Raw genomic sequence first — 19,400 nt, 5'->3', positions numbered from 1 at the left:
AGCACGCTGGACATCGGTCACCGACAACGGCGGAATCTTCGGGCCAGGACGACTCATACCCCAACCAACGACAAACCTCTGACTCAGGTCACTAGTCGATACCCGGCAGGATGTGCGCTTCCGCCAGGTCGTCCTCGTAGCCGGCCAGTCGGATCGGGGCGGAGCGGGCCCAGACCTCCAGGCTGCCGAGTTCGTCGGTACGGGGCTTCGCCCGCGTCGCCGTCCGCTCCATGACCGTGGGTTCGGGCTTGGTCTTCTCAGTCACCGCGCACTCCTTTGCGTCGCGCAACCCGGCAAGCGGACCGCGAGCCGGGCAAGGGATAAAGGGTTTCCGGACGCGGTGGCGCCTTAGTGGAGCGCGGCCCGGATGGGGGCCGTCTTGATGCCCCACAGTACACATATGAGCGGACCTCCGCTCGATCGGAAGGCAAAATCCGCTGCGCCCTCTTACTTTCGCTCCTGGTTCAGCAAGTCGTCGGGCTGCGGGTGGGTGGCGGGTGATCTGCTCGACCCCGGACGAGCAGGGTGTGACGGAGGGGGTCGGCGGTGGCGAAGTCCTGGGTGCCCGAAGCTCAAGTCCCGTACGTCACAAGCGTGCTGGAGTTGATGGAGCTCCTGCGCGGCAGCCCCGACGACCGGGGCCTGCGGACCGCGGCCCTGCTGCGCCGCTCGCACCCCTCCGACAAGGAACTGCAGCTCGCGGGCCTGCTCCAGGACATCGGCCGGCTGCTCCGTCTGAGTGACGGGACGGTTACCCTCGGGGTGGCGGCGGAGGCGATCCGCCCTCTGCTGGGCCGGCGGGTGGCCCGCCTGGTACGGCTGTCGGGCGCCCTCGGCGACGACGGCGTCGGCCCCGACGCCGAGGCGGTGGCCTCCCTGCGCCACGCCCGGGACTCGGCCGCCGCCGCGGGCCTGGACGCGGGTGTGCTGGAGGACTGGCTGCCGCTGCTGGACCTGGTCGCGGCCGGGGCCTGCCGGGTCGGGTCCGCCCGGAACGCGATCGACCCCCTCGGTGCACCGAGGGGGTCGAGAAGGTCCGCCTGGGGCCTCCCTTAGCGGGACGGTCCGGAGGGACGGCCCATGAGCGGGGTGGCCGCGCGGTCAGGTCACCAGTTCGCCGGGGCGTAGTCCTTCAGGAAGACGCCGAACAGGTCTTCGCCGAGCTCGCCGCGGACGATCGGGTCGTAGACCCGGGCCGCGCCGTCGACCAGGTCGAGCGGGGCGTGGAAGCCCTCCTCGGCGAGGCGCAGCTTGTCGAAGTGCGGGCGCTCGTCGGTGATCCAGCCGGTGTCGACCGAGGTCATCAGGATGCGGTCGGTCTGGAACATCTCCTGGCCGCTGGTCCGCGTCACCATGTTCATCGCGGCCTTGGCCGCGTTGGTGTTCGGGTGGCCCGCGCCCTTGTAGCCACGGCTGAAGACGCCCTCCATCGCCGAGACGTTGACGACGTACGCACGCCCGCTGGCCGCCTTCCGGGCGGCCTCCGCCATGGCCGGGCGCAGGGCGCTGATCAGGATGAACGGCGACGTGTAGTTGCACAGCTGGGTTTCCAGCAGCTCGACCGGGGAGATCTGGTCGATGGTCTGCACCCAGGTGTTGCTCTCGACGACGTCGGGCAGCAGGCCGCCCGCGTCGATGGCGGTGCCGGCGAGGTGCCGCTCCAGGCTGGCGTTGCCCGCGACCAGCGCGAGGTCGGCGACCTTCTGCGCTTCGAGCCCGCTCACCCCGACGGGCAGCGCCGCCAGGCCGTCGACCGCGCCGGAGTTGAAGGCGCCGATGACCTGGTGGGCGGGGAGCTCACCGGCGGGCAGCGGGGCGGCCTCCCCCTCGACCAGCGCCGCGTAGGCGCTGGGCAGGCGGCGCACGGTCTGCGTCGCGTTGTTGATCAGGATGTCGAGCGGACCGGCGCCGGCCACCTGGTCGGCGAGGGCCACGGCCTGGGCGGGGTCGCGCAGGTCGATGCCGACGACCTCCAGGCGGTGCATCCACTCCGCCGAGTCCTCCATCGCCTTGAAGCGGCGGATGGCGTCCTTGGGGAAGCGGGTGGTGATCGTGGTGTGGGCGCCGTCGCGCAGCAGCCGCAGCGCGATGTACATGCCGATCTTGGCCCGGCCGCCCGTGAGCAGCGCGCGCTTGCCGGTGAGGTCGGTGCGGGCCTCGCGCCTGGCGCGGTTCTCGGCGGCGCACTCGGGGCAGAGCTGGTGGTAGAAGTAGTCGACCTCGACGTAGCGCGTCTTGCAGACGTAGCAGGAGCGCGGGCGCTGGAGTATCCCGGCGATCCGGCCGGCCTCGGTGACCGAGGAGGGCAGGATGCCCTCGGTCTCGTCGTCGATGCGCTCGGCGGAGCCGGTGGCGGTGGCCTCGGTGACGGCCTTGTCGTTGGCGGTCTTCGCGGCGCGGCGCTCCTGGCGGCGGCGCTGCTTGACCGTACGGTAGACGCCGGCGGTGGCGCGGCGGACGGCGATGGCGTCGGGGTGGTCGACGTCGATCTTGTCCAGCTCTTCGAGCACGCTGAGGCAGAGCGCCAGCCGCTCGGGGTCGATGCCCGGCCCGTAGGCGTGCCCCTGCTGTCGGCTTTCTTCGGTCACCGTCATGGCCGCTGCGTTCCCTTGATCACTCGTCCGCATCCGCCTGCTGCGGAAGTCCTCAAAAGGGGAACTGTACGGATCCCACGCGCCCGGAGCCAAACCCGATCCCGGAATCCTCACGGACCGCGAGCGGGTGGTCACCTCAGGGGGTTGGCGCGGTGACTCGCGGGCGCCTCGGGGGTCGTCGTCCCCGCGCGGGGAGGGCCACTCCGGCGTACTCCCGTACTACGTCGGGAGTATGACCGGTGACCACCTGTGGGCGGAGGAATAGCGCAGATGGGTCGGGCATTGTGGACCTTATGAGTGCACTGGCGCCGGCGGTCCTGCTCTGTCTCGTGTCCGCCCTGGCGTACGCGGGTGGCGCGATCGTCCAGGAACGGGTCGCGGCGAGCACGCCGGACCGGCCCTACCTCCCGCTGCGGCGTGCCGGCTGGTGGGTGGCGGTGGGACTGAACGGCCTCGGCGCGCTGCTGCACGTGGTGGCCCTCGCGTACGGGCCGCTCAGCCTGGTGCAGCCGCTGGGCGCGCTCACCATCGTCTTCGCCCTGCCCCTGGCGGCCGTGTTCGTTCGGCGCCGGGCGGGCAGGGCGGCCTGGCGCGGGGCGGTGCTGGCCACGGTGGGCCTCGCCGGGCTGCTGGCGCTGACCGGCGGGGCCGGTCGGGCGGAGCAGGCCCTGGCGGGCGGCGAGCGGAACGTGCTGCTGGCCGTGACCGGGGCGGTGGTGGCGGTGCTGTTCGTGGCGGCGCACAGGATGCGCCGGGCGGTGCTGCACAGCGTGCTGCTGGCCGCGGCGGCCGGTACGGCCTTCGGCATGGCCTCCGTGTTCACCAAGTCGGTGGCCGAGAACGTCGCCCCCGGGACGCTGGGCGGACTGTGGCCCGACCTCGTGGCGATCGCGGCGCTGGCGACGGTCGGCCTGCTGCTGTCGCAGGCGGCCTACCGCGGCGCGGGACTGACCGCGCCCCTGGCCACCGTGACGGTGGTCAACCCGGTGGTCGCGGCGACGGTCGGCATCACGCTGTTCGACGAGGGCTTCCGGTACGGGGCCGCCGGCACCGCCGCGGCGGTGGCCAGCGCCCTCGTGGCGGCGGCCGGGCTGGTCCTGCTCACGGCCGTGCCCCCGCACGTGCGGGGGTCAGATGCGGACTCCGTGACCCCGGAGGTACTTCAGCGGGTCGATGTCGGAGCCGTAGCCGGGGCCCGTGCGCATCTCGAAGTGCAGGTGCGGGCCGGTGGTGTTGCCGGTCGAGCCGGAGCGGCCGATCCGCTGGCCTCCGGAGACCTGCTGGCCGGCCTTGACCGCGAGGGCCGAGAGGTGGGCGTACTGGGAGTACCGGCCGTCGGTGTGCTTGATGACCACCTGGTAGCCGTAGGCGCCCGCCCAGCCGGCGGAGACGACCTGGCCGGGTCCGACCGACTTGACGGTGGTGCCGGTCGCCACGGGGAAGTCGACGCCCGTGTGGTAGCCGCTGGACCAGTGGGAGCCAGAGACGCGGTACGCGGTGCCGAGGGAGGCGTCGACGGGGGCGGAGAAACCGCCCGCATCCGGCTTCTGCTGCGCTGAGGCGGGCTTCGGCGCGGGCTTCTCGGCCGGTTTTTCGGCTGGTTTTTCGGCCGGTTTCGGCGCGGGCTTCTCGGCCGCCGGTTCCACGGGCTTCACGGGCTCGGCGGTCCGCGGCGGCTTCTCGGGGTCCTGCCTGGCGGGCGGCGGCGTCGACGGTTCCGTCGGCGGCTTCGCCGGTGCGGCGGTGATCCGCAGGGTCAGCCGCTGGCCGGGGAAGATCAGGTTCGGGTTGGCGCCCACGGTGGCCCGGTTGGTCTCGTAGAGCGCCTGCCAGCCTCCGTCGACGCGCTGCTCGGTGGCGATGGCGGAGAGCGAGTCGCCGGGCGCGACGACGTACGGGTTGGGCAGGACGGAGGTCCCCGTCGGACGGGGCGTGGCGCCCTGGCCCGGCGCCGCCGTCCGCACCGGCTGGGACGCCGCCACGGCCTGGGGCTGCGCCGCGGACTGCGCCCTGGGCTGCGACGGCGCCTGCGCGCCGACGGCCGGCGCCGGACCGCTGCGGGTCAGGCCCGCCTTCTTGCCGCACTGCGGCCACGCCCCGGGTCCCTGGCCCTTCAGGACCTTCTCCGCGACCGCGATCTGCTGGTCCTTGGTGGCCAGGTCGGCGCGCGGGGCGTAGGCGGCGCCGCCGAAGGCCCGCCAGGTGCTCTGGCTGAACTGGAGGCCGCCGTAGTAGCCGTTCCCGGTGTTGATCCGCCAGTTGTTGGTGGACTCGCACGCGGCGACCTCGTCCCACGTGTCCACGGTCGCCGCGTGGGCGACCCCGGCGCCGATGAACGGGAGCGCCATCCCCGCGCCGCCGGCCGTGACGGCCAGCGAGGCCCGGTTGATGCTGCTCGGCTGATACCGGCGGTGCCGGCCCCGTACACCCATGGGAGCCCCCCTGGAAGACATCAGGAACCGCACAACCTAACGTTGCGAACAGGGCATGACAAGGGGCGCAACGGGGCGCTCGTCGGCGGTACTTGACGGTGTGTTGCCCGTCGGGTGATCCACACGCGGCCGCGTGGCGGTAGCGTCGGCAGTCCCGCACACGGAAAGCACACCGAAGCACGCAGGAGCGCAACGATGAGCACCAGCACAGCCCAGATCGGCGTCACCGGGCTCGCCGTCATGGGCAGCAACCTCGCCCGGAACTTCGCCCGCAACGGATTCACGGTGGCCGTACACAACCGGACCACCGCCAAGACCACGGCCCTGGTGGAGGAATTCGGGCACGAAGGCACCTTCGTGGCCGCCGGGTCGGCGAAGGAGTTCGTCGACGCGCTGGAGCGCCCCCGCCGCATCGTCATCATGGTGAAGGCCGGGGCGCCGACCGACGCCGTGATCCACGAGTTCGCCCCCCTCCTGGAGGAGGGCGACGTCATCATCGACGGCGGCAACGCCCACTTCGAGGACACCCGGCGGCGCGAGAGGGAGCTGCGCGAGCAGGGCATCCACTTCGTGGGCGTGGGCATCTCCGGCGGCGAGGAGGGCGCGCTCCTCGGCCCGAGCATCATGCCCGGCGGCTCGGAGGAGTCGTGGGCGTCACTCGGCCCGATGCTGGAGAAGATCGCCGCGAAGGCCGAAGACGGCACGCCGTGCACCTCGCACGTGGGCCCCGACGGCGCCGGACACTTCGTCAAGATGGTGCACAACGGCATCGAGTACGCCGACATGCAGCTGATCGCCGAGGCCTACCACCTGCTGCGCGAGGTCGCGGGCTACTCCCCCGCGCAGATCGCGGAGACCTTCCGGGGCTGGAACCGGGGACGCCTGGACTCGTACCTGATCGAGATCACGGCGGAGGTGCTCGCGCACACGGACGCCGCCACCGGCCGCCCGTTCGTCGACGTCGTGGCCGACGCCGCCGAGCAGAAGGGCACCGGCCGCTGGACCGTGCAGATCGCCCTGGACCTGGGGGTGCCGGTGTCGGGGATCGCCGAGGCGGTCTTCGCCCGGGCCGTCTCCGGCCACGCGGACCTGCGGACGGCCGCCCGCGGGCTGGCCGGCCCGAGCGCCGCCGCGCTCGCGCCGGAGGCGGCGGAGGCCTTCGCCGCGCAGGTGGAGCAGGCGCTGTACGCGTCGAAGATCGTCTCGTACACCCAGGGCTTCCACCAGATCCGCGCGGGCAGCGAGGAGTACGACTGGGGCATTGACCTGGGTGCGATGGCCTCGCTGTGGCGCGGCGGCTGCATCATCCGGGCCGCGTTCCTCGACCGCATCCGGGCTGCGTACGACGCGCGGCCGGACCTTCCGAGCCTGCTGGCCGACCCGGGCTTCGCGGACGAGATCGGCGCGGCACAGGAGGACTGGCGCGCGGTGATCGCGACCGCCGTGGGCCAGGGCATCCCGGTCCCGGCGTTCGCGGCCTCGCTCGCCTACTACGACGCCCTGCGCGCCGAACGGCTGCCGGCGGCCCTCACCCAGGGGCAGCGGGACTTCTTCGGGGCGCACACCTACCGAAGGATCGACCGCGAGGGGTCGTTCCACACCCTCTGGAGCGGCGACCGCTCGGAGGTCCGGACGGACTGACGCCGCCTAGGGCCTGTGTGATGTCGTGATCAGTCGGCGGGTTTGAGGAGGTCGTCGATCCAGATCATGGCGGCGCGGAGGTGGAGGCCAGCGAGGTAGCTGCCTGGGGTTTTGTCGTAGCGGGTAGCGATCCCTCGCCAGGCCTTCAGCTTGTTGATCAGGCGCTCGACGGTGTTCCGCTCCTTGTAGAGGTCGGCGTCGTGGCTGATCGGTCGGCCGCCTCGCGCGCCCTTCTTCCTCCGGTTGGCGGCTTGGTCTCGTTTCTCCGGGATGACGGCCTTGATTCCGCGTTTGCGCAGGTAGGAGCGATTGCCGCGAGACGAGTAGGCCTTGTCCGCGGCGACCGCGCCGGGCGTCGCGCGGGGACGGCCGAGGGGCAGACGGACTCTCACCTTCGCGAGCACAGGGACGAACTGCGGACTGTCCCCAGCCTGCCCAGCCGTCAGTACCAGTGCGAGCGGACGGCACCTGCGGTCCGCGGCGAGATGAATCTTGCTCGTGAGGCCGCCCCGGGACCTGCCGAGCAGGGCTTCGTTCAGGCGGAGCTTGCGTCGGCGTCGGATCCGCCCGCGCTCGTCCTGTCCGTTCTGTTCCTCCGCGTCGCCCCCTTTTGCCGTGCCGTCTCCTGCTCCTGCACGGCTTCCTCCAGAGCCTTCATGAGGTGCTTGCTGACGCGCACTCCGGCCGCGTCCTGGTGAGCGCGGACCGTGGTGGAGTCCACGCTGACCAGTGACAAGTCCACTCTGCCCACCCGGGCCCCCTCCGCGATCAGGCCTTCGAGCAGAGCGGTGAAGACACCGGCGTCCCGCCAGACGCGGAAGCGTCCGTAGACGGTGGCCCAGGGGCCGAACTCGGCTGGCATTTCCCGCCACTGCCCACTGGAGCGGAACCGCCAGATCACACCCTCGAACTGTTCCCGCAACCGCTCCGGGTATGGACCGTACCTACCGATCGGAAGGTACGGCTTGATGAACTTCCACTGGGCATGGGTGAGTTGCCTACGTGTCACGACCACAGTCCTACCGGGTTCCACCTCACGAGGAAGACGGAACCCAGAACCCGGGAACTGATCACGACATCACACAGGCCCTAGCTGAGGGGCCCGGGCTGGGGGATCGGCGCGGGTCCCGGAGGCGGGGGGACCGGGTCCGGCTCGGGCACCGGCCCGGGCACCGGCGGCACGGGCCGCGGCATGGGCTCCGGATCGGGGACCGGCCCGGGCCCCGGTACCGGAGGCTGCGTCTGCTCTACGTTTCGTCCCATGCTGTTCAGTTTCCCGCGATCGCGGCGGGTATGCCCCCCAACGCCCCCTGACGGGCGTCCTGCCGCAGCCGCAGACCGGCGGCGAGGCCCGGGGCCGGGCTGGACAGGACCGGGACCGGGTTCGTGGTGAGGGCGGCGGCCCCGGCCATGGAGGCCTGGGCGAGCACGATGACGTCCGCGCCGGTGACGGCGTCGGCGGCCGCGGCCACCCGGGCCAGGTACCCGGCCGTGTCCCCCGCCTCGAAGCGCTCCCAGGCCCCGGCGACCAGGTGCGTACGGACGGACACGCGCCGCCCGCCCGCCCCCTGCTCGCCCGCCTCCTCGGCCAGCAGCGCGGCCGTCGGGGCGAGCGTGGACTCCAGGGCGGCCAGTACGGCGATCCGCGCGCCCGTGCGCACCGCGGCGGCCGCCATCGGCCGGTCCACCCGCAGCACGGGGGCACCGAGCTCCGGAGCCAGCGACTCCGCGGTCGCGCCGATGGTCGAGCAGGTGACGAGCACGGGCGCGGGCCCCGCGGCGGCGGCGAGCAGGGCCAGGAGAGCCGGGGCCACTGCCCCGGGCCCTTCGGCGCGGGCCCGTTCCAGCAGCTCCGGCGCCACCAGGTGCCGCAGTACGGCCCCCGGGTGGTGCCGGTCGCGCAGCGCGTCGAAGACGGGGACGTGCACGGGCGAGGTGTGCAGCAGGACCAGGCCCGGGTCCGTCACCAGAGGTCGGAGTCCGCTGCGAGCTGCGCCTTGGCCGCCGCCACGACCTCGGCGGCCGGCTCGGGCGCCAGGCCGGGGTGCTTGGCGGCCCAGCTCGCCGCGTACGGGCAGAGCGGCACCACGGGCACGCCCTCGGCGGCGGCGATCTCGTAGAAGGTCCGCACCAGCCCCCCGGCGATGCCCCGGCCCTCGTGGGCGGGCTCGACGACGGTGTGCACCGCCACCAGGGCGTGGGGCGCCTCGGCGAGCACGAAGTAGGCGATGTGTCCGACCACCGCCCCGTCCTCCACGGCGAGCAGCCGCCCGGCCTTGCGCTCGTCCCGGAACTCGATCGGTGTGCTCTGGTTCTGCGGCATGGTCCCCGACTCCCGTCAGACAGCCACCGCGTGGGGGCTGCGCTCCTGATCCGTACCCGGCACCGGGGCGGAGGGATCCGCGCCCAGCTCGATGATCCGGTTGTCGCCGTCCACGTGCACGACGCGGGGCTTCAGCGCCCGGGCCTCCGCGTCCTCGACCTGTGCGTAGCTGATGAGGATGACCAGGTCCCCGGGGTGCACCAGATGGGCCGCGGCCCCGTTGATCCCGATGACCCCGGACCCGCGCTCACCCTCGATGACGTAGGTCTCCAGCCGGGCGCCGTTGGTGATGTCCACGATGTGGACGAGCTCCCCGGGCAGCAGATCCGCCGCATCCAGCAGATCGGCGTCGACGGTCACGGAGCCGACGTAGTGCAGGTCGGCCTGGGTGACGGTAGCCCGGTGGATCTTGGACTTGAGCATGGTGCGCAGCAATTTGAACTCCTAAAAGACGGCTCCCTGCCGGCTTTCTGCAGGTCAGGGGCGGTCTCACTTTACACTGACACGCGTTAGATCGAAGATTGAAAGGAACATCGATTCCCGCTGCCGAGAAGGCTCCCTACCTGGGCATCCGTGCGGGCCAGGCTGTTGCGGCGCCGCCGACCAGGCGTCGAATCGGACAGCCCCGTCGGGCGCATGCGACGGACACCGGACGACATCACCCTGAGACCGCAGGGCACTTATGCCATGGTCGAGATGAGCCCCAGGCAGGCACGCAAGTTCTGGAAGGCGACCTCCGCGCCGTAGACCTCGGCCAGGTGGGCGGAGATCTCGCCGTGGGTCAGGCCCTTCGCCGAGAGCGACAGGACCATCTCGTCGACGCCGGTCAGCTGGCGCTGACGCTTGTTGACGCTCTGCGGCTCGAACGCTCCCTCACGGTCCCGAGGCACGTCGATCTCGACCGGACCGACATCGGTGACGAGCGTCTTGGAGCGTTTGCCGTTCCTCGAGTTGCCGTTGCCGCAGTTCTTCCCGGCCGGATCGTGCCGGTCATAGCCGAGATGGTCCACATCTCGCCCTCGGGAGCGGACTCCAGCAGCCGCTTCGTCAGCTGCTGGAGCAGCCCGCCCTCCCTCGCCCGTCAGCTGCAGGCCCTCGGCCTGAGCCCGGGCCACGCGCTCGTTCAGGAACCGGTCATCCACGCCCGCCGATGCGGCCCCGGCCTCGGACGGTTTCGCCGGGTTCTCGCTGGTCACAGGTGCAATCCTCCATGATCGGAGTTACACCGTTTCTTTTACAGTCCCGCAGCAAGCGCGAACCGACCGGCCTCAACCCACCCTCCCACGGCCGGGGTCGAGGGCTTCTGCGTCTGGGGGGTGGGTGGGCTGTTCCACAGCGGCCGGGGGTCGGGGCTGGGGCCAGGAGAGTCCCGGGACAAGCCAGGTGCGTCCGTCGCTTCCCCGGTCCGCCCGTCACAAGGCGGCCCGGGGAGTGCATCAGCCATGGGGGCGGGCGCCCGTCACGTGCTCGGCCGCGGCCGCCCTGGGGGGTGGGGTGTCCCGTTTCCTGACCCGGAGTCCGAAGGCGACGCCGATGAGGACGAGCGCGGCTCCCGCGATCTGGTTGAGGGAGGCGGTTGCCGTGCCGGTCACGGACAGGGCCAAAAGTGAGGCCAGGGGGATGAGGCCGTTGAAGAGGCCGGTCCGGCCGGTGCCGAGCCGCTCGACGGCCCCGTACCACATCAGGAAGACGACCATGGTCACGCCGAGGGCGAGGAAGGCCAGTGCCGAGAGCTCGGCGCCGCTCGGTCGCGTCAGCACAGGGGTCCCGGTCACCAAGCCCGTGATCACGGCGGTCAGGAAAAGCATGCCCGAGGCGAGTGCGCACGCGTAGGTGATGGCGGTCAGCGATCCGAGCGCCTTGGTGGCGGGCGCACCGAGCAGTGTGACCGCGCACACTCCGGTGAGGGCCAGGCACGACCACGCGAAGCCCTGGGCGCTCCACTGCACTGTGCCGCCGGTGGACAGCTGTGCCACTGCGGACCCGCAGGCCACACACAGGGCCCCGGCCATCAGACTCAGGGAGGGACGCACCTGAGCGAGCAGGGACTGGACCAGGACGATGATCAAAGGTGCGGCGCCCAACGCGACACCGACGTTGCCCGGCGAGGTCATCGAGGTGGCGTAGACGAGCACGACGCCGTACCCGGCCATCCCGGTTGCGGCCAGCAGAAAGACCCATGCCATCTGGGCCGGGGAGGGCCGTATGAAGGTGTGCCTGCGTATGCGGGCCCAGACCAGCAGGAACACGGTCGCGAGCCCGTAGCGGACGGCCTGCCCGCCGAGGAGCGGATAGCCGTGAAGGTGGGTGACAGCGGCGACGGACCCGCCGACGAGGCATACCGCCCCGAGAGCCAGGGCGGCCCCGGAGCGTTCTCGTGCATCGAACATCATGCGGCCACGCTGACAGCGATGCGTCGTAAGCAGAAGTACGATATTGCTCACTATGCAGTAAGGGGTACTGATGATTGAGGTGCAGCGGCTCGTCCTGTTCCGCGAGGTGGCCCACCGCGGGAGCTTCGCCCGCGCGGCCCAGGCACTGCACATGACCCCGTCAGCGGTCTCCCAGCAGATGGCGGCCCTCGAACGCGCCGCCGGGTTGCGGCTCTTCGAACGCAGCACCCGAGGCGTCACCCTCACCCCGGCGGGCCAGATCCTCGCGCGCACCGCCGACACCGTCCACGGCGAACTGCACCGGGCCCACCGGACACTGGCCCAGCTGCGCGACCAGGGCCCGCCCACGGTGACCGTCGCCACTTTCCCCAGCGCCGGCGCCTTCCTACTCGCGCCCGCACTGGCAGCACTCGCGGCGCGACGCGACACCCACGTCGACACAACGGTGATCGAATCCGAACCCACTGAGGCTCTGGCCGCCCTCGGTGACGGCCGCGCTGACATGGCCCTCGTCTACCACTTCAACACCAGGCTTCCCCCACCGAGCTGGAAGGACGCCGCAGCCCGCTGCACCTACCACCCGCTCCTGCACGATGACCTGCGCTTGGTTGTACCCGCCGACCACCGACTCGCCTCGCGCCGAGCGGCCCGTCTCGAAGACGTCGCCGACGAAGCATGGATTCACGGATGGGACCTGCCAGGAGACGCGGTCGACGCACTCACCTCCGCGCACGGCATCACGCCCAAGGTGGTCTGTCGCTCCAGCGATTTCCGCTTCATGCAGGCGCTCGTCGCGGCGGGAGTCGGAATCGCCATCATCCCTTTCCTGGCCGTCGAGGACCGGAACGACACCCGCGCCCTGCCCGTCACGCCCACCGCCAAGCGCCGCATCGGCGTCTACACCGCACCAGGCACGCCACCTACACCACCCGTGCGCGCACTGCTCGAAGCCCTCCAGGAGCGAGCCGAAGCCCTGCACCCGGACTGACCGCTGCCGGGCCGCCGACCGGACCCGACGCCGTTCACCGCACCCGGCCCCGCCGCGGGAGACCACCGCCGGAACCCTCGTCCACCGGCGTCGCCCGCGAAGTAGCGGCCCGGAACCGGCTTCACACAAACGATGGCACCCTCAAGTGAAGATGTTCCGCGCATGTCAGAACGTACTGACAAGCGCGGTCGCGCGCGGCGTCCTGGAGCCTGCGAATCCGGATTGCGCGACGCCCTGCGCTCGCAACCCGGCGTCCCGTTCTGCCCGGTGCGTTCCGCATCGCCGACAGTGGTGCCCCCGCCGTCCTTGCCGACCGCGCCCCTTTCCGAGGGGGCTGCCCACCCGGGGCACAAAGCCCTCGGGGGTAGCTCACCGCCCTCGCGACGGACCGGTGCAGGGGCCCACGGCGGGAACTCATCGTCGCGCGAATGGCTCCTTCTCCGCACCGCCCACGGCGCCCGGGCCGGACGGCTCCTCGGTTCCAGCACGCTTCGGCTCGTCTTCCCTGGTCCGGGCGGGCCGGGTCTGCTCGGCCCAGATCGTCTCGCCCGTGCGTGTGGCGGCTGCCCCAGCGCTGGGTGAGCTGGGCAACGAGCAGCAGACCGCGGCCGCCCTCGTCGAAGCACCGCTTCCACTTGGCCGTGACTGCCTTCAACTTCGGCACGGCAAGCCCCTCGACTGACGAGAGCCCCGCCGGACGGGCAGGACAGGCGGGCCACTTTCGCGGAATTGGCCTTCCTTTGGTGACGGTTGGCCTCGCTAAGTTTCGCGGCATGCAAATCCAGATCGTAGACGCCTTCACCACCCAACCCTTCGCCGGAAACCCCGCCGGTGTCTGTCTGCTCCCGGCCGGGGAGTGGCCGGACGACACGCGGCTGCAGCAGATCGCCGCGGAACTTAACCACGCGGAGACGGCCTTCGCCCTGCCGCTGCCGGCCGGGGGCGAGGCCGATTGGGAGATCCGCTGGTTCACCCCGACCGTCGAGGTCGGCCTGTGCGGCCATGCCACTTTGGCCACGGCGCACTCGCTGGAACGGGACGGGCTGCTGCCGGCCAGCGGGTCGGTGCGGTTCCGCAGCCGCTTCCACGGCCTGCTCATCGCGCATGCCGGGAAGGAGGGGGAGATCATCCTGGACTTCCCGGCCGCGCCGGCCATCGAGGTCCCCGTCCCCGGCGGCCTCGCCAAGGCACTGGGGCTGCGGCCCGAGGCGACCTTCCGTACCGGCGCCCTGGGCCATCTCCTGACCGTGCTGCCCAACGAGGCGGCCGTACGGGGGCTGCGCCCCGACCTCGGGGCGATCGCGGCCCTGACCAGGCGCGAGGAACTGTGGGGGGTCATCGTCACCGCCGCTGCGGCCGCGCCGGGGTCCGGCTACGACTTCGTCTCCCGCTTCTTCGTGCCCGCCAACGGCATCCCCGAGGACCCGGTGACCGGCAGCGCCCACACGGCGCTCGCCCCCTACTGGGCGGCGCGGCTGGGCAGGTCCGGCGTCCTCATCGGATTCCAGGCGTCCGCCCGCACCGGCCTGGTCAGTACGGAGCTGCGGGCGGACCGTGTCCTGCTCACCGGGCACGCGGTCACCGTCCTGGAGGCGACCCTGCGCGTCTGACGGTCCGCCCGCGGCGACTGTAACCGCGGGACCCCTGCGGCGGCGTCTTCCCTGGCGCCCGCGTCCCCGTCGCCGTCCGCTTCGGCATCCGGGTCCGCGACCGTTCCCGCCTCCCCTTCTGGTACTCCGACGGCTGTCGGCTCCTCGGTGCCCTCGGCCCCGACCCGGCTGAGGGGCGCGGTCGACACCAGGATCCGAGTAGGAACGGCACAGCCAGATCATCCAGGCCGGCGCAAAACCGCGCCACGTCCGCCTTCAGGAACCCGATCGTCGGGTCACCGCTCGCCCGCACACCCTGATGACCCTGATCACGGCCTGTCAAAACCTCTGACAGCAAGACCGGTTTCCGCCGGGTCCTGGGTCGCTGGTGTCCACGGCGAGTTGCACGCTGCCACGCCTCGTGACGGCCGAGCTCGCCGGGGAACCGTGAGCAGCGCCCGGCCGCCCCGGCGGCGTGCCAGTGCGGCGGGCGACAAGATCACCCGACCAGGCACCCCCATCGAACAGAACCGTCCTCATGACCGATAGGAATACGGTTTCTCGTGTCCAGGTCCGAACGGGACTCGACTTGGTCGCTCACCTGGGCATTCACCGGACGCACGGGTGGCCCCCGCCTGATCCTGTACTCCGACCGTTGCGCACTGCCTCGACGGTGCCACCCAGGACTGAGGCGGAATCACGGGCGATGCGGGGCGTCGGGCACAGCGAACCAGTGCTCCCGCACCGCATCGGTGGGCTGGGGCTCGCCCAGAGCGGATGCGCCCCATTCCGCGAGGGCGGTGAGCACCCGGAGCAAATACCGGCCACGTCGGTGAGTTCGTAGACGTACCCGGCGCCAAGAGGCGGAAGCCGGCGGCGGGTGACCAGGCCCTCGCGCTCCACGTCCTTGCGGCGGGAGGCCAGGACGTCCGTGCTGACGCCGGGGAGGTCGGCGTGCATGATCATTTTGCCCATACATCTTCTGAATGTTCCAGGGGTTGGAAACGCATCTCCGTCCACATGGACCCGGCGCACGACGGAGCTCATCGCCGCGCGAGTGGCTTTTCCCCACCACCGCCTACGGCGCCTCGGCTGGATCCTGTGTCGCTTACGGTGCCTGAGGCCCCGTTCTCCGCGCGTTCGGTGGGCAGGGCCTGCTCGGCCCAGATCGTCTTGCCCGTGCGGGTGTGGCGGCTGCCCCAGCGCTGGGTGAGCTGGGCGACGAGCAGGAGACCGCGGCCTCCCTCGTCGAAGACGCGGGCCCGGCGCATGTGGGGGGCCGTGCTGCTGGAGTCCGAGACCTCGCAGATGAGCGCTGTGTCAAGGATCAGGCGCAGTTGGATGGGGGATCCGCCGTAACGGATGGCGTTGGTGACGAGTTCGCTGACGACGAGTTCGGTAACGAAGCCGAGGTCCTCCAGGTGCCAGGTGGCCAGTTGCTCGCAGGCCAGTGCACGGGCGCGGGCGACGGAGGAAGGGTCCGCGGGTACGTCCCAGGCGGCGACCCGGCTCGCTTCGAGCGCACGGGTACGGACCACGAGGAGGGCGATGTCGTCGGCGGGCCGGTCGGGCACCAGACTTCGCAGGACTCCGTCACAGATCTCCTCCAGCGCACGGCCGGGGCCGCCGAGAGCCCGGCGGAGCATCGCGAGTCCGTCGTCGAGGTCGCGGTCGGGGGCGTGGACGAGGCCATCAGTGTAGAGGGCGAGGATGCTGCCCTCGGAGATGTCGAACTCCGCGGTTTCGAACGGCAGACCGCCCAGCCCCAAGGGGGGTCCTACCGGCAGGTCGAGGAAGGAGACCTTGCCGTCAGGGGTGACCATGGCCGGGACAGGGTGACCGGCGCGGGCCATGGTACAGCGGCGTGAGACGGGGTCGTAGACGGCGTAGAGGCAGGTGGCTCCGACCTCGCCCGGGCTCGGTGGTTCCTCGGCGGCATCCTGTGTCCGCTCGGAGTCCAGGCGCAGGACGATGTCGTCGAGCTGGGTGAGCAGTTCGTCGGGGGCGAGGTCGACGTCGGCGAGGGTGCGTACGGCGGTGCGGAGCCGACCCATGGTGGCGGACGCCTGCACCCCGTGGCCGACGACGTCGCCCACGACGAGGGCCACCCGGGCTCCGGATAGGGGGATGACATCGAACCAGTCGCCGCCGATGCCGGCGCGGGAGATCGCTGGCCGGTAACGGGATGCGACCTCTACGGCCGCCTGTCTGGGTGCGTGCTGCGGGAGCAGACTGCGCTGGAGGGCGAGCGCCGTGTCGCGTTCCCGTGTGTAGCGGCGGGCGTTGTCGACACACACCGCCGCACGTGCTGCGAGTTCCTTGGCGAGCAGCAGATCGTCGTCGTCGAAGGGTTCCGGTGTCCGGTGGCGGCCGAGGATCGCCAGGCCGAGCGTGATGCCGCGGGCCCGCAGCGGCACCACCAACAGGGTATGGATGCCGTGGGTGTCGATGCTTCGGACACTGTCAGGGGAGTCCGCGGCCCACCATCGCCGCCCGGCTTCGTCGACGGCGTGGAACAGACCGCGGCCGTCCGTCAGCACGCGTCCCTGCGGCGAGTCCTTGCGGTAGCCGTGCGTGGCACCGACGGGGATCGTCACCTCGGGACAGCCCTCTAGCACGGACCGGCAGGCGGTGCGACGGAAGACGGGCGCGGCCTCGGGCATGACGCCCGTCTCGTCCCCGGCCAGCGCGGACTCCAGCAGGTCCACGAGAGCGAAGTCAGCGAAGTGCGCCGTGTACACCTCGGCCAGTTCCTCGGCGGTGCGGGTCACGTCGAGGGTGGAGCCGATCCTGACGCCGGACTCGTTGAGGACGCTCAGTCTGCGCCGGGCGAGGAACTGCTCTGTACTGTCCATGGCCGCCAGACACAAGCCTCGTATCCGGCCCGCATTGTCCTTCAGCGGGCTGAGGGACACCAGCCAGGCGTGTTCGCGGGGCTCGCCGGGGGCATGTAGCCAGGCCTCGTAAGGCATGGTCTCGCCCGTGCGCAGGACCCGCTGCACCGCGTCACCGAGGCCCTCGAAGCCGGGGAGGCGCCGCAGGCCGTCGACCGATTCGCCCACCCGACGGCCGAGCAGACCCCTGGAGGGCCTACCCATCACCCCCTCCATCGCGGAGTTGGTGGACACCGCGAGCCCGTCCTGGTCGAAGAGGGCCACCGGGACAGGGAACTGCTCCAGGGCCCACTTCTGCAGCTGCGCCGCCGGCTCTGGCACGGTGGCCGTGAGAAACCAGTGGACGGCACCGGCCCCGTCGAGCAGCGGGTGCGCGTCCAGCCGCACTTCGACGGGGTGGCCGTCCCGGTGCTGCACCACGACCGTACCGCTCCACTCGTCCGGCTCGGCGAGGCTGCGCAGGGCATCGACCGGCAGTGGTTCGGCCAGCAGATCCGCCACGGAGCAGCCGATCACGTCCCCGGGCTCGAAGCCGAGCAGGCGGCGGGCCGCGTCGCTCCACGCGGTGACCAGCCCTCCGGCGTCCGCCGCGGCTGCGGCGGCGCCCCGGGTCACCGATGCGGCCCTGCGCTCGTCCACGGGTTCATCCTTCTCCACGGCACCAGTGTTAGTACTCATTGTGCGCCGGACCCGCCCGAGTAGGCGCTGTCGCTCCCGTGACCTGGACGGACGTCGAAGGCGCCCGGGCCCACGACAGCAGGTACTCCGCTCTACGGCAGGCGTTGCCGGCCGCAGACAGGCCAGCTCCGGCGCGTGATCGTGTGTCGTGAGGGCTGGGAGACGGCTCCTGCCCTGCTGTGACTCCGCGGGCCTCGCCGGGGCCGCTCATCGATGGTCGAGGCCCCATGGGTTTGAGGTGGCGGAGGGGGCGGTCGTGGCACTTTCCGCCGCCCCGGTGTCCGCCTCACACCGCGCCCGGTCCGGCGGCGGAATCAGCCGGTAAGCAGCGAGCCGGTCGGTCCGGAACGTCACCTCCGGTGCCCCGTCGCCGCCTAGGCGGCCGATTCCTTCCGGCAGTTCATCGGCGGTCAGGGGGGTGCCGGCGTAGACGGCCATGAGGACGCCGGTGCAGGCGTCGCGTTCCGCAGCGGAGAGGCCCGGCGGGAACCCGAAGAGCCGCTTCTCGCTTCCGTCCGTGCCCAGTTGCACGCGAAGAGCCGGAGTCAGTTCGCTGCCCGACGCCGTGGTGGTGAGCCGCCAGAACTGGACCTGCACGGTGACTGGTGCGCACAGCGGCCGGCCGTCGGCCGTGCCGCGCGGGCGGACCTCGACGACTGCCTCCTCGGCGGACGCGTCCTCGTCGAATGACACGGCGGAGCGCAGCCACTGCGCCTGTTGCTGCGCTGACCAGCCTCCGTCGTCCCGGCAGCCGCTGGCTTCCACGCCGTCGGCCCTTCCCGCACAGCCAGTCGCCAGCAGTGCGGCAGCCGCGGCCAGCGACGTCAGCGAGGCCAGTGCGATGGGCGTTCTGGACATTGTTTCCCTCGATCGGAGTGGGCGCGGCCGGGCGCCTAGACGGGCGGGCGGGAAGCAGTCTCGCCCGCCAGCCGGGGTGGCGGGGGCGTCGGGACGGGCATGTCGCCGTTCTGTGATCGCCAGACGCAGGCGGGTGTTCACGAGCCGTCGCGCAGTCCGTCTCGCCGAGAGGGGCGCCGTCTGGCCCAGCTCTGCAGTGTCAGCTGCTCAGTTTCCGACAGCACCAGTGGTGGCAGCCTGTTATCGCCGATGCCATGAGGACACCGGACCCACATGATCTGAAACAGAACACGACTCATGGGGCGAGCCCACACCTTAAAACCCGGTCACTAGGCCGTTTCCTTCGGATCACCTCGCTGACCAGATGAAGATGGCGGCGAGGTGGAGTCCGGCGAGGTAGATGGTGGCGGTCTTGTCGTAGCGAGTGGCCAGGCCGCGCCACTGCTTGAGCTTGTTGATGCACCGTTCGACGGTGTTTCGCTGTTTGTAGGCCTCGCGGTCGAAGGCAGGCGGGCGGCCGCCGACTTGGCCGAGCCGCTTGCGGTTGGCGGCCTGGTCAGCCGGTTGCGGGATCACCGCCCGGATCCCGCGCCGCTGCAGATGACGGCGGATCGCCCGGGACGAATAGGCCTTGTCGGCCAGGACCGCGTCCGGCGTGATCCTTGGGCGGCCGATTCGGCGGGGCACTCGCAACCGAGCCATGACCTGCGGGAACGCCGGTGCGTCGCCCGCCTGGCCAGGGGTGATGACGAACGCCAGCGGTCGGCAGTGGCCGTCCGCGGCGAGGTGGATCTTGGTGGTCAGTCCGCCGCGGGAGCGGCCGAGGGCATGGTCGGCCGGCTCGCCCGCCGGGGCCCCTTTTGACGGGCCCCGGCGGCGTGCTGGTGAGCGCGGACGATCGTGGAGTCGACGGCGACGACCCACTCGAGGTCGCCTTCGGCGTCGGCCTGGGCCAGCAGGGCGGTGAAGACCTTCTCCCAGGTGCCGTCGGCGGCCCATTTCCGCAGCCG

The 19,400-nt window shown here is 71.5% G+C and carries 13 protein-coding genes and 6 pseudogenes; 5 read left to right on the top strand and 14 right to left on the bottom strand.

What is annotated here, in order from left to right:
* Positions 1-91: 91 nt before the first annotated feature.
* Positions 92-265 carry a hypothetical protein gene (locus ACFYP3_RS34795; protein ID WP_189969287.1) on the bottom strand — a complete coding sequence of 58 codons (174 nt, stop codon included), beginning with the start codon at positions 263-265 and terminating at the stop codon, positions 92-94.
* Between the two features lie 281 nt (positions 266-546).
* Between ACFYP3_RS34795 and ACFYP3_RS34790 the strand changes: the two genes are divergently transcribed.
* Positions 547-1,056, top strand: a complete 510-nt coding sequence (locus ACFYP3_RS34790) for a hypothetical protein (RefSeq protein WP_388841704.1) — start codon at positions 547-549, stop codon at positions 1,054-1,056.
* Positions 1,057-1,106: 50 nt separating this feature from the next.
* Here ACFYP3_RS34790 and ACFYP3_RS34785 read toward each other — a convergent pair whose 3' ends face one another.
* Positions 1,107-2,594, bottom strand: a complete 1,488-nt coding sequence (locus tag ACFYP3_RS34785) for an SDR family NAD(P)-dependent oxidoreductase (protein WP_388841701.1) — start codon at positions 2,592-2,594, stop codon at positions 1,107-1,109.
* A 293-nt stretch (positions 2,595-2,887) separates the two neighbouring features.
* Between ACFYP3_RS34785 and ACFYP3_RS34780 the strand changes: the two are divergent.
* Positions 2,888-3,628 (top strand): annotated as a pseudogene (locus ACFYP3_RS34780) (DMT family transporter); the annotation flags it as partial.
* Between the two features lie 96 nt (positions 3,629-3,724).
* On the opposite strand, the gene ACFYP3_RS34775 reads toward ACFYP3_RS34780, so the two are convergent.
* Positions 3,725-5,026 carry a transglycosylase family protein gene (locus ACFYP3_RS34775; RefSeq protein WP_388841698.1) on the bottom strand — a complete coding sequence of 434 codons (1,302 nt, stop codon included), beginning with the start codon at positions 5,024-5,026 and terminating at the stop codon, positions 3,725-3,727.
* Positions 5,027-5,221: 195 nt separating this feature from the next.
* On the opposite strand from ACFYP3_RS34775, the gene gndA reads away from it, so the two are divergent.
* Positions 5,222-6,667, top strand: a complete 1,446-nt coding sequence (gndA, locus tag ACFYP3_RS34770) for an NADP-dependent phosphogluconate dehydrogenase (protein ID WP_388841695.1) — start codon at positions 5,222-5,224, stop codon at positions 6,665-6,667.
* 29 nt (positions 6,668-6,696) lie between these two features.
* Here gndA and ACFYP3_RS34765 read toward each other — a convergent pair.
* The 6 genes and pseudogenes from ACFYP3_RS34765 to ACFYP3_RS34740 form a co-directional block, all read right to left on the bottom strand.
* A pseudogene (locus ACFYP3_RS34765) lies at positions 6,697-7,676 on the bottom strand (IS5 family transposase).
* 259 nt (positions 7,677-7,935) lie between these two features.
* Positions 7,936-8,634: an aspartate/glutamate racemase family protein gene (locus tag ACFYP3_RS34760; RefSeq protein ID WP_388841692.1), complete on the bottom strand. Its 699-nt coding sequence runs from the start codon at positions 8,632-8,634 to the stop codon at positions 7,936-7,938.
* On the bottom strand, positions 8,631-8,990 hold the full coding sequence (locus ACFYP3_RS34755; RefSeq protein WP_388841689.1) for a GNAT family N-acetyltransferase: 360 nt from the start codon (positions 8,988-8,990) through the stop codon (positions 8,631-8,633). Before ACFYP3_RS34755 ends, ACFYP3_RS34760 begins: the two co-directional genes overlap by 4 nt.
* A gap of 15 nt (positions 8,991-9,005) precedes the next feature.
* Positions 9,006-9,425, bottom strand: a complete 420-nt coding sequence (gene panD, locus ACFYP3_RS34750) for an aspartate 1-decarboxylase (protein WP_388841686.1) — start codon at positions 9,423-9,425, stop codon at positions 9,006-9,008.
* A 293-nt stretch (positions 9,426-9,718) separates the two neighbouring features.
* Positions 9,719-10,195, bottom strand: a pseudogene (locus tag ACFYP3_RS34745) (transposase); the annotation flags it as partial.
* Positions 10,196-10,426: 231 nt separating this feature from the next.
* The gene (locus tag ACFYP3_RS34740) at positions 10,427-11,383 is read right to left on the bottom strand and encodes a DMT family transporter (protein WP_388841683.1); all 957 of its coding nucleotides are present in this window, start codon (positions 11,381-11,383) and stop codon (positions 10,427-10,429) included.
* 70 nt (positions 11,384-11,453) lie between these two features.
* Here ACFYP3_RS34740 and ACFYP3_RS34735 point away from each other — a divergent pair, with 70 nt between their 5' ends.
* Positions 11,454-12,371, top strand: a complete 918-nt coding sequence (locus tag ACFYP3_RS34735; protein WP_388841681.1) for a LysR family transcriptional regulator — start codon at positions 11,454-11,456, stop codon at positions 12,369-12,371.
* A gap of 414 nt (positions 12,372-12,785) precedes the next feature.
* On the opposite strand, the pseudogene ACFYP3_RS34730 reads toward ACFYP3_RS34735, so the two are convergent.
* A pseudogene (locus ACFYP3_RS34730) lies at positions 12,786-12,999 on the bottom strand (hypothetical protein); the annotation flags it as partial.
* Positions 13,000-13,144: 145 nt separating this feature from the next.
* Between ACFYP3_RS34730 and ACFYP3_RS34725 the strand changes: the two are divergent.
* A complete protein-coding gene (locus tag ACFYP3_RS34725; protein ID WP_388841678.1) occupies positions 13,145-13,981 on the top strand; it encodes a PhzF family phenazine biosynthesis protein in 837 nt (278 codons plus the stop codon).
* Between the two features lie 697 nt (positions 13,982-14,678).
* On the opposite strand, the pseudogene ACFYP3_RS34720 reads toward ACFYP3_RS34725, so the two are convergent.
* The 4 genes and pseudogenes from ACFYP3_RS34720 to ACFYP3_RS34705 form a co-directional block, all read right to left on the bottom strand.
* A pseudogene (locus ACFYP3_RS34720) lies at positions 14,679-14,920 on the bottom strand (winged helix-turn-helix transcriptional regulator); the annotation flags it as partial.
* Between the two features lie 83 nt (positions 14,921-15,003).
* Positions 15,004-17,532 carry a SpoIIE family protein phosphatase gene (locus tag ACFYP3_RS34715; protein ID WP_388841675.1) on the bottom strand — a complete coding sequence of 843 codons (2,529 nt, stop codon included), beginning with the start codon at positions 17,530-17,532 and terminating at the stop codon, positions 15,004-15,006.
* Positions 17,533-17,739: 207 nt separating this feature from the next.
* Complete coding sequence (locus tag ACFYP3_RS34710) at positions 17,740-18,297, bottom strand: hypothetical protein (protein ID WP_388841672.1); 558 nt, start codon at positions 18,295-18,297, stop codon at positions 17,740-17,742.
* Between the two features lie 441 nt (positions 18,298-18,738).
* Positions 18,739-19,400, bottom strand: a pseudogene (locus ACFYP3_RS34705) (IS5 family transposase); the annotation flags it as partial.

The organism is Streptomyces sp. NPDC005533, from assembly GCF_042871845.1.
Taxonomy (GTDB): Bacteria; Actinomycetota; Actinomycetes; order Streptomycetales; family Streptomycetaceae; genus Streptomyces.
This window is presented reverse-complemented; position numbering and strand designations above follow the sequence as displayed.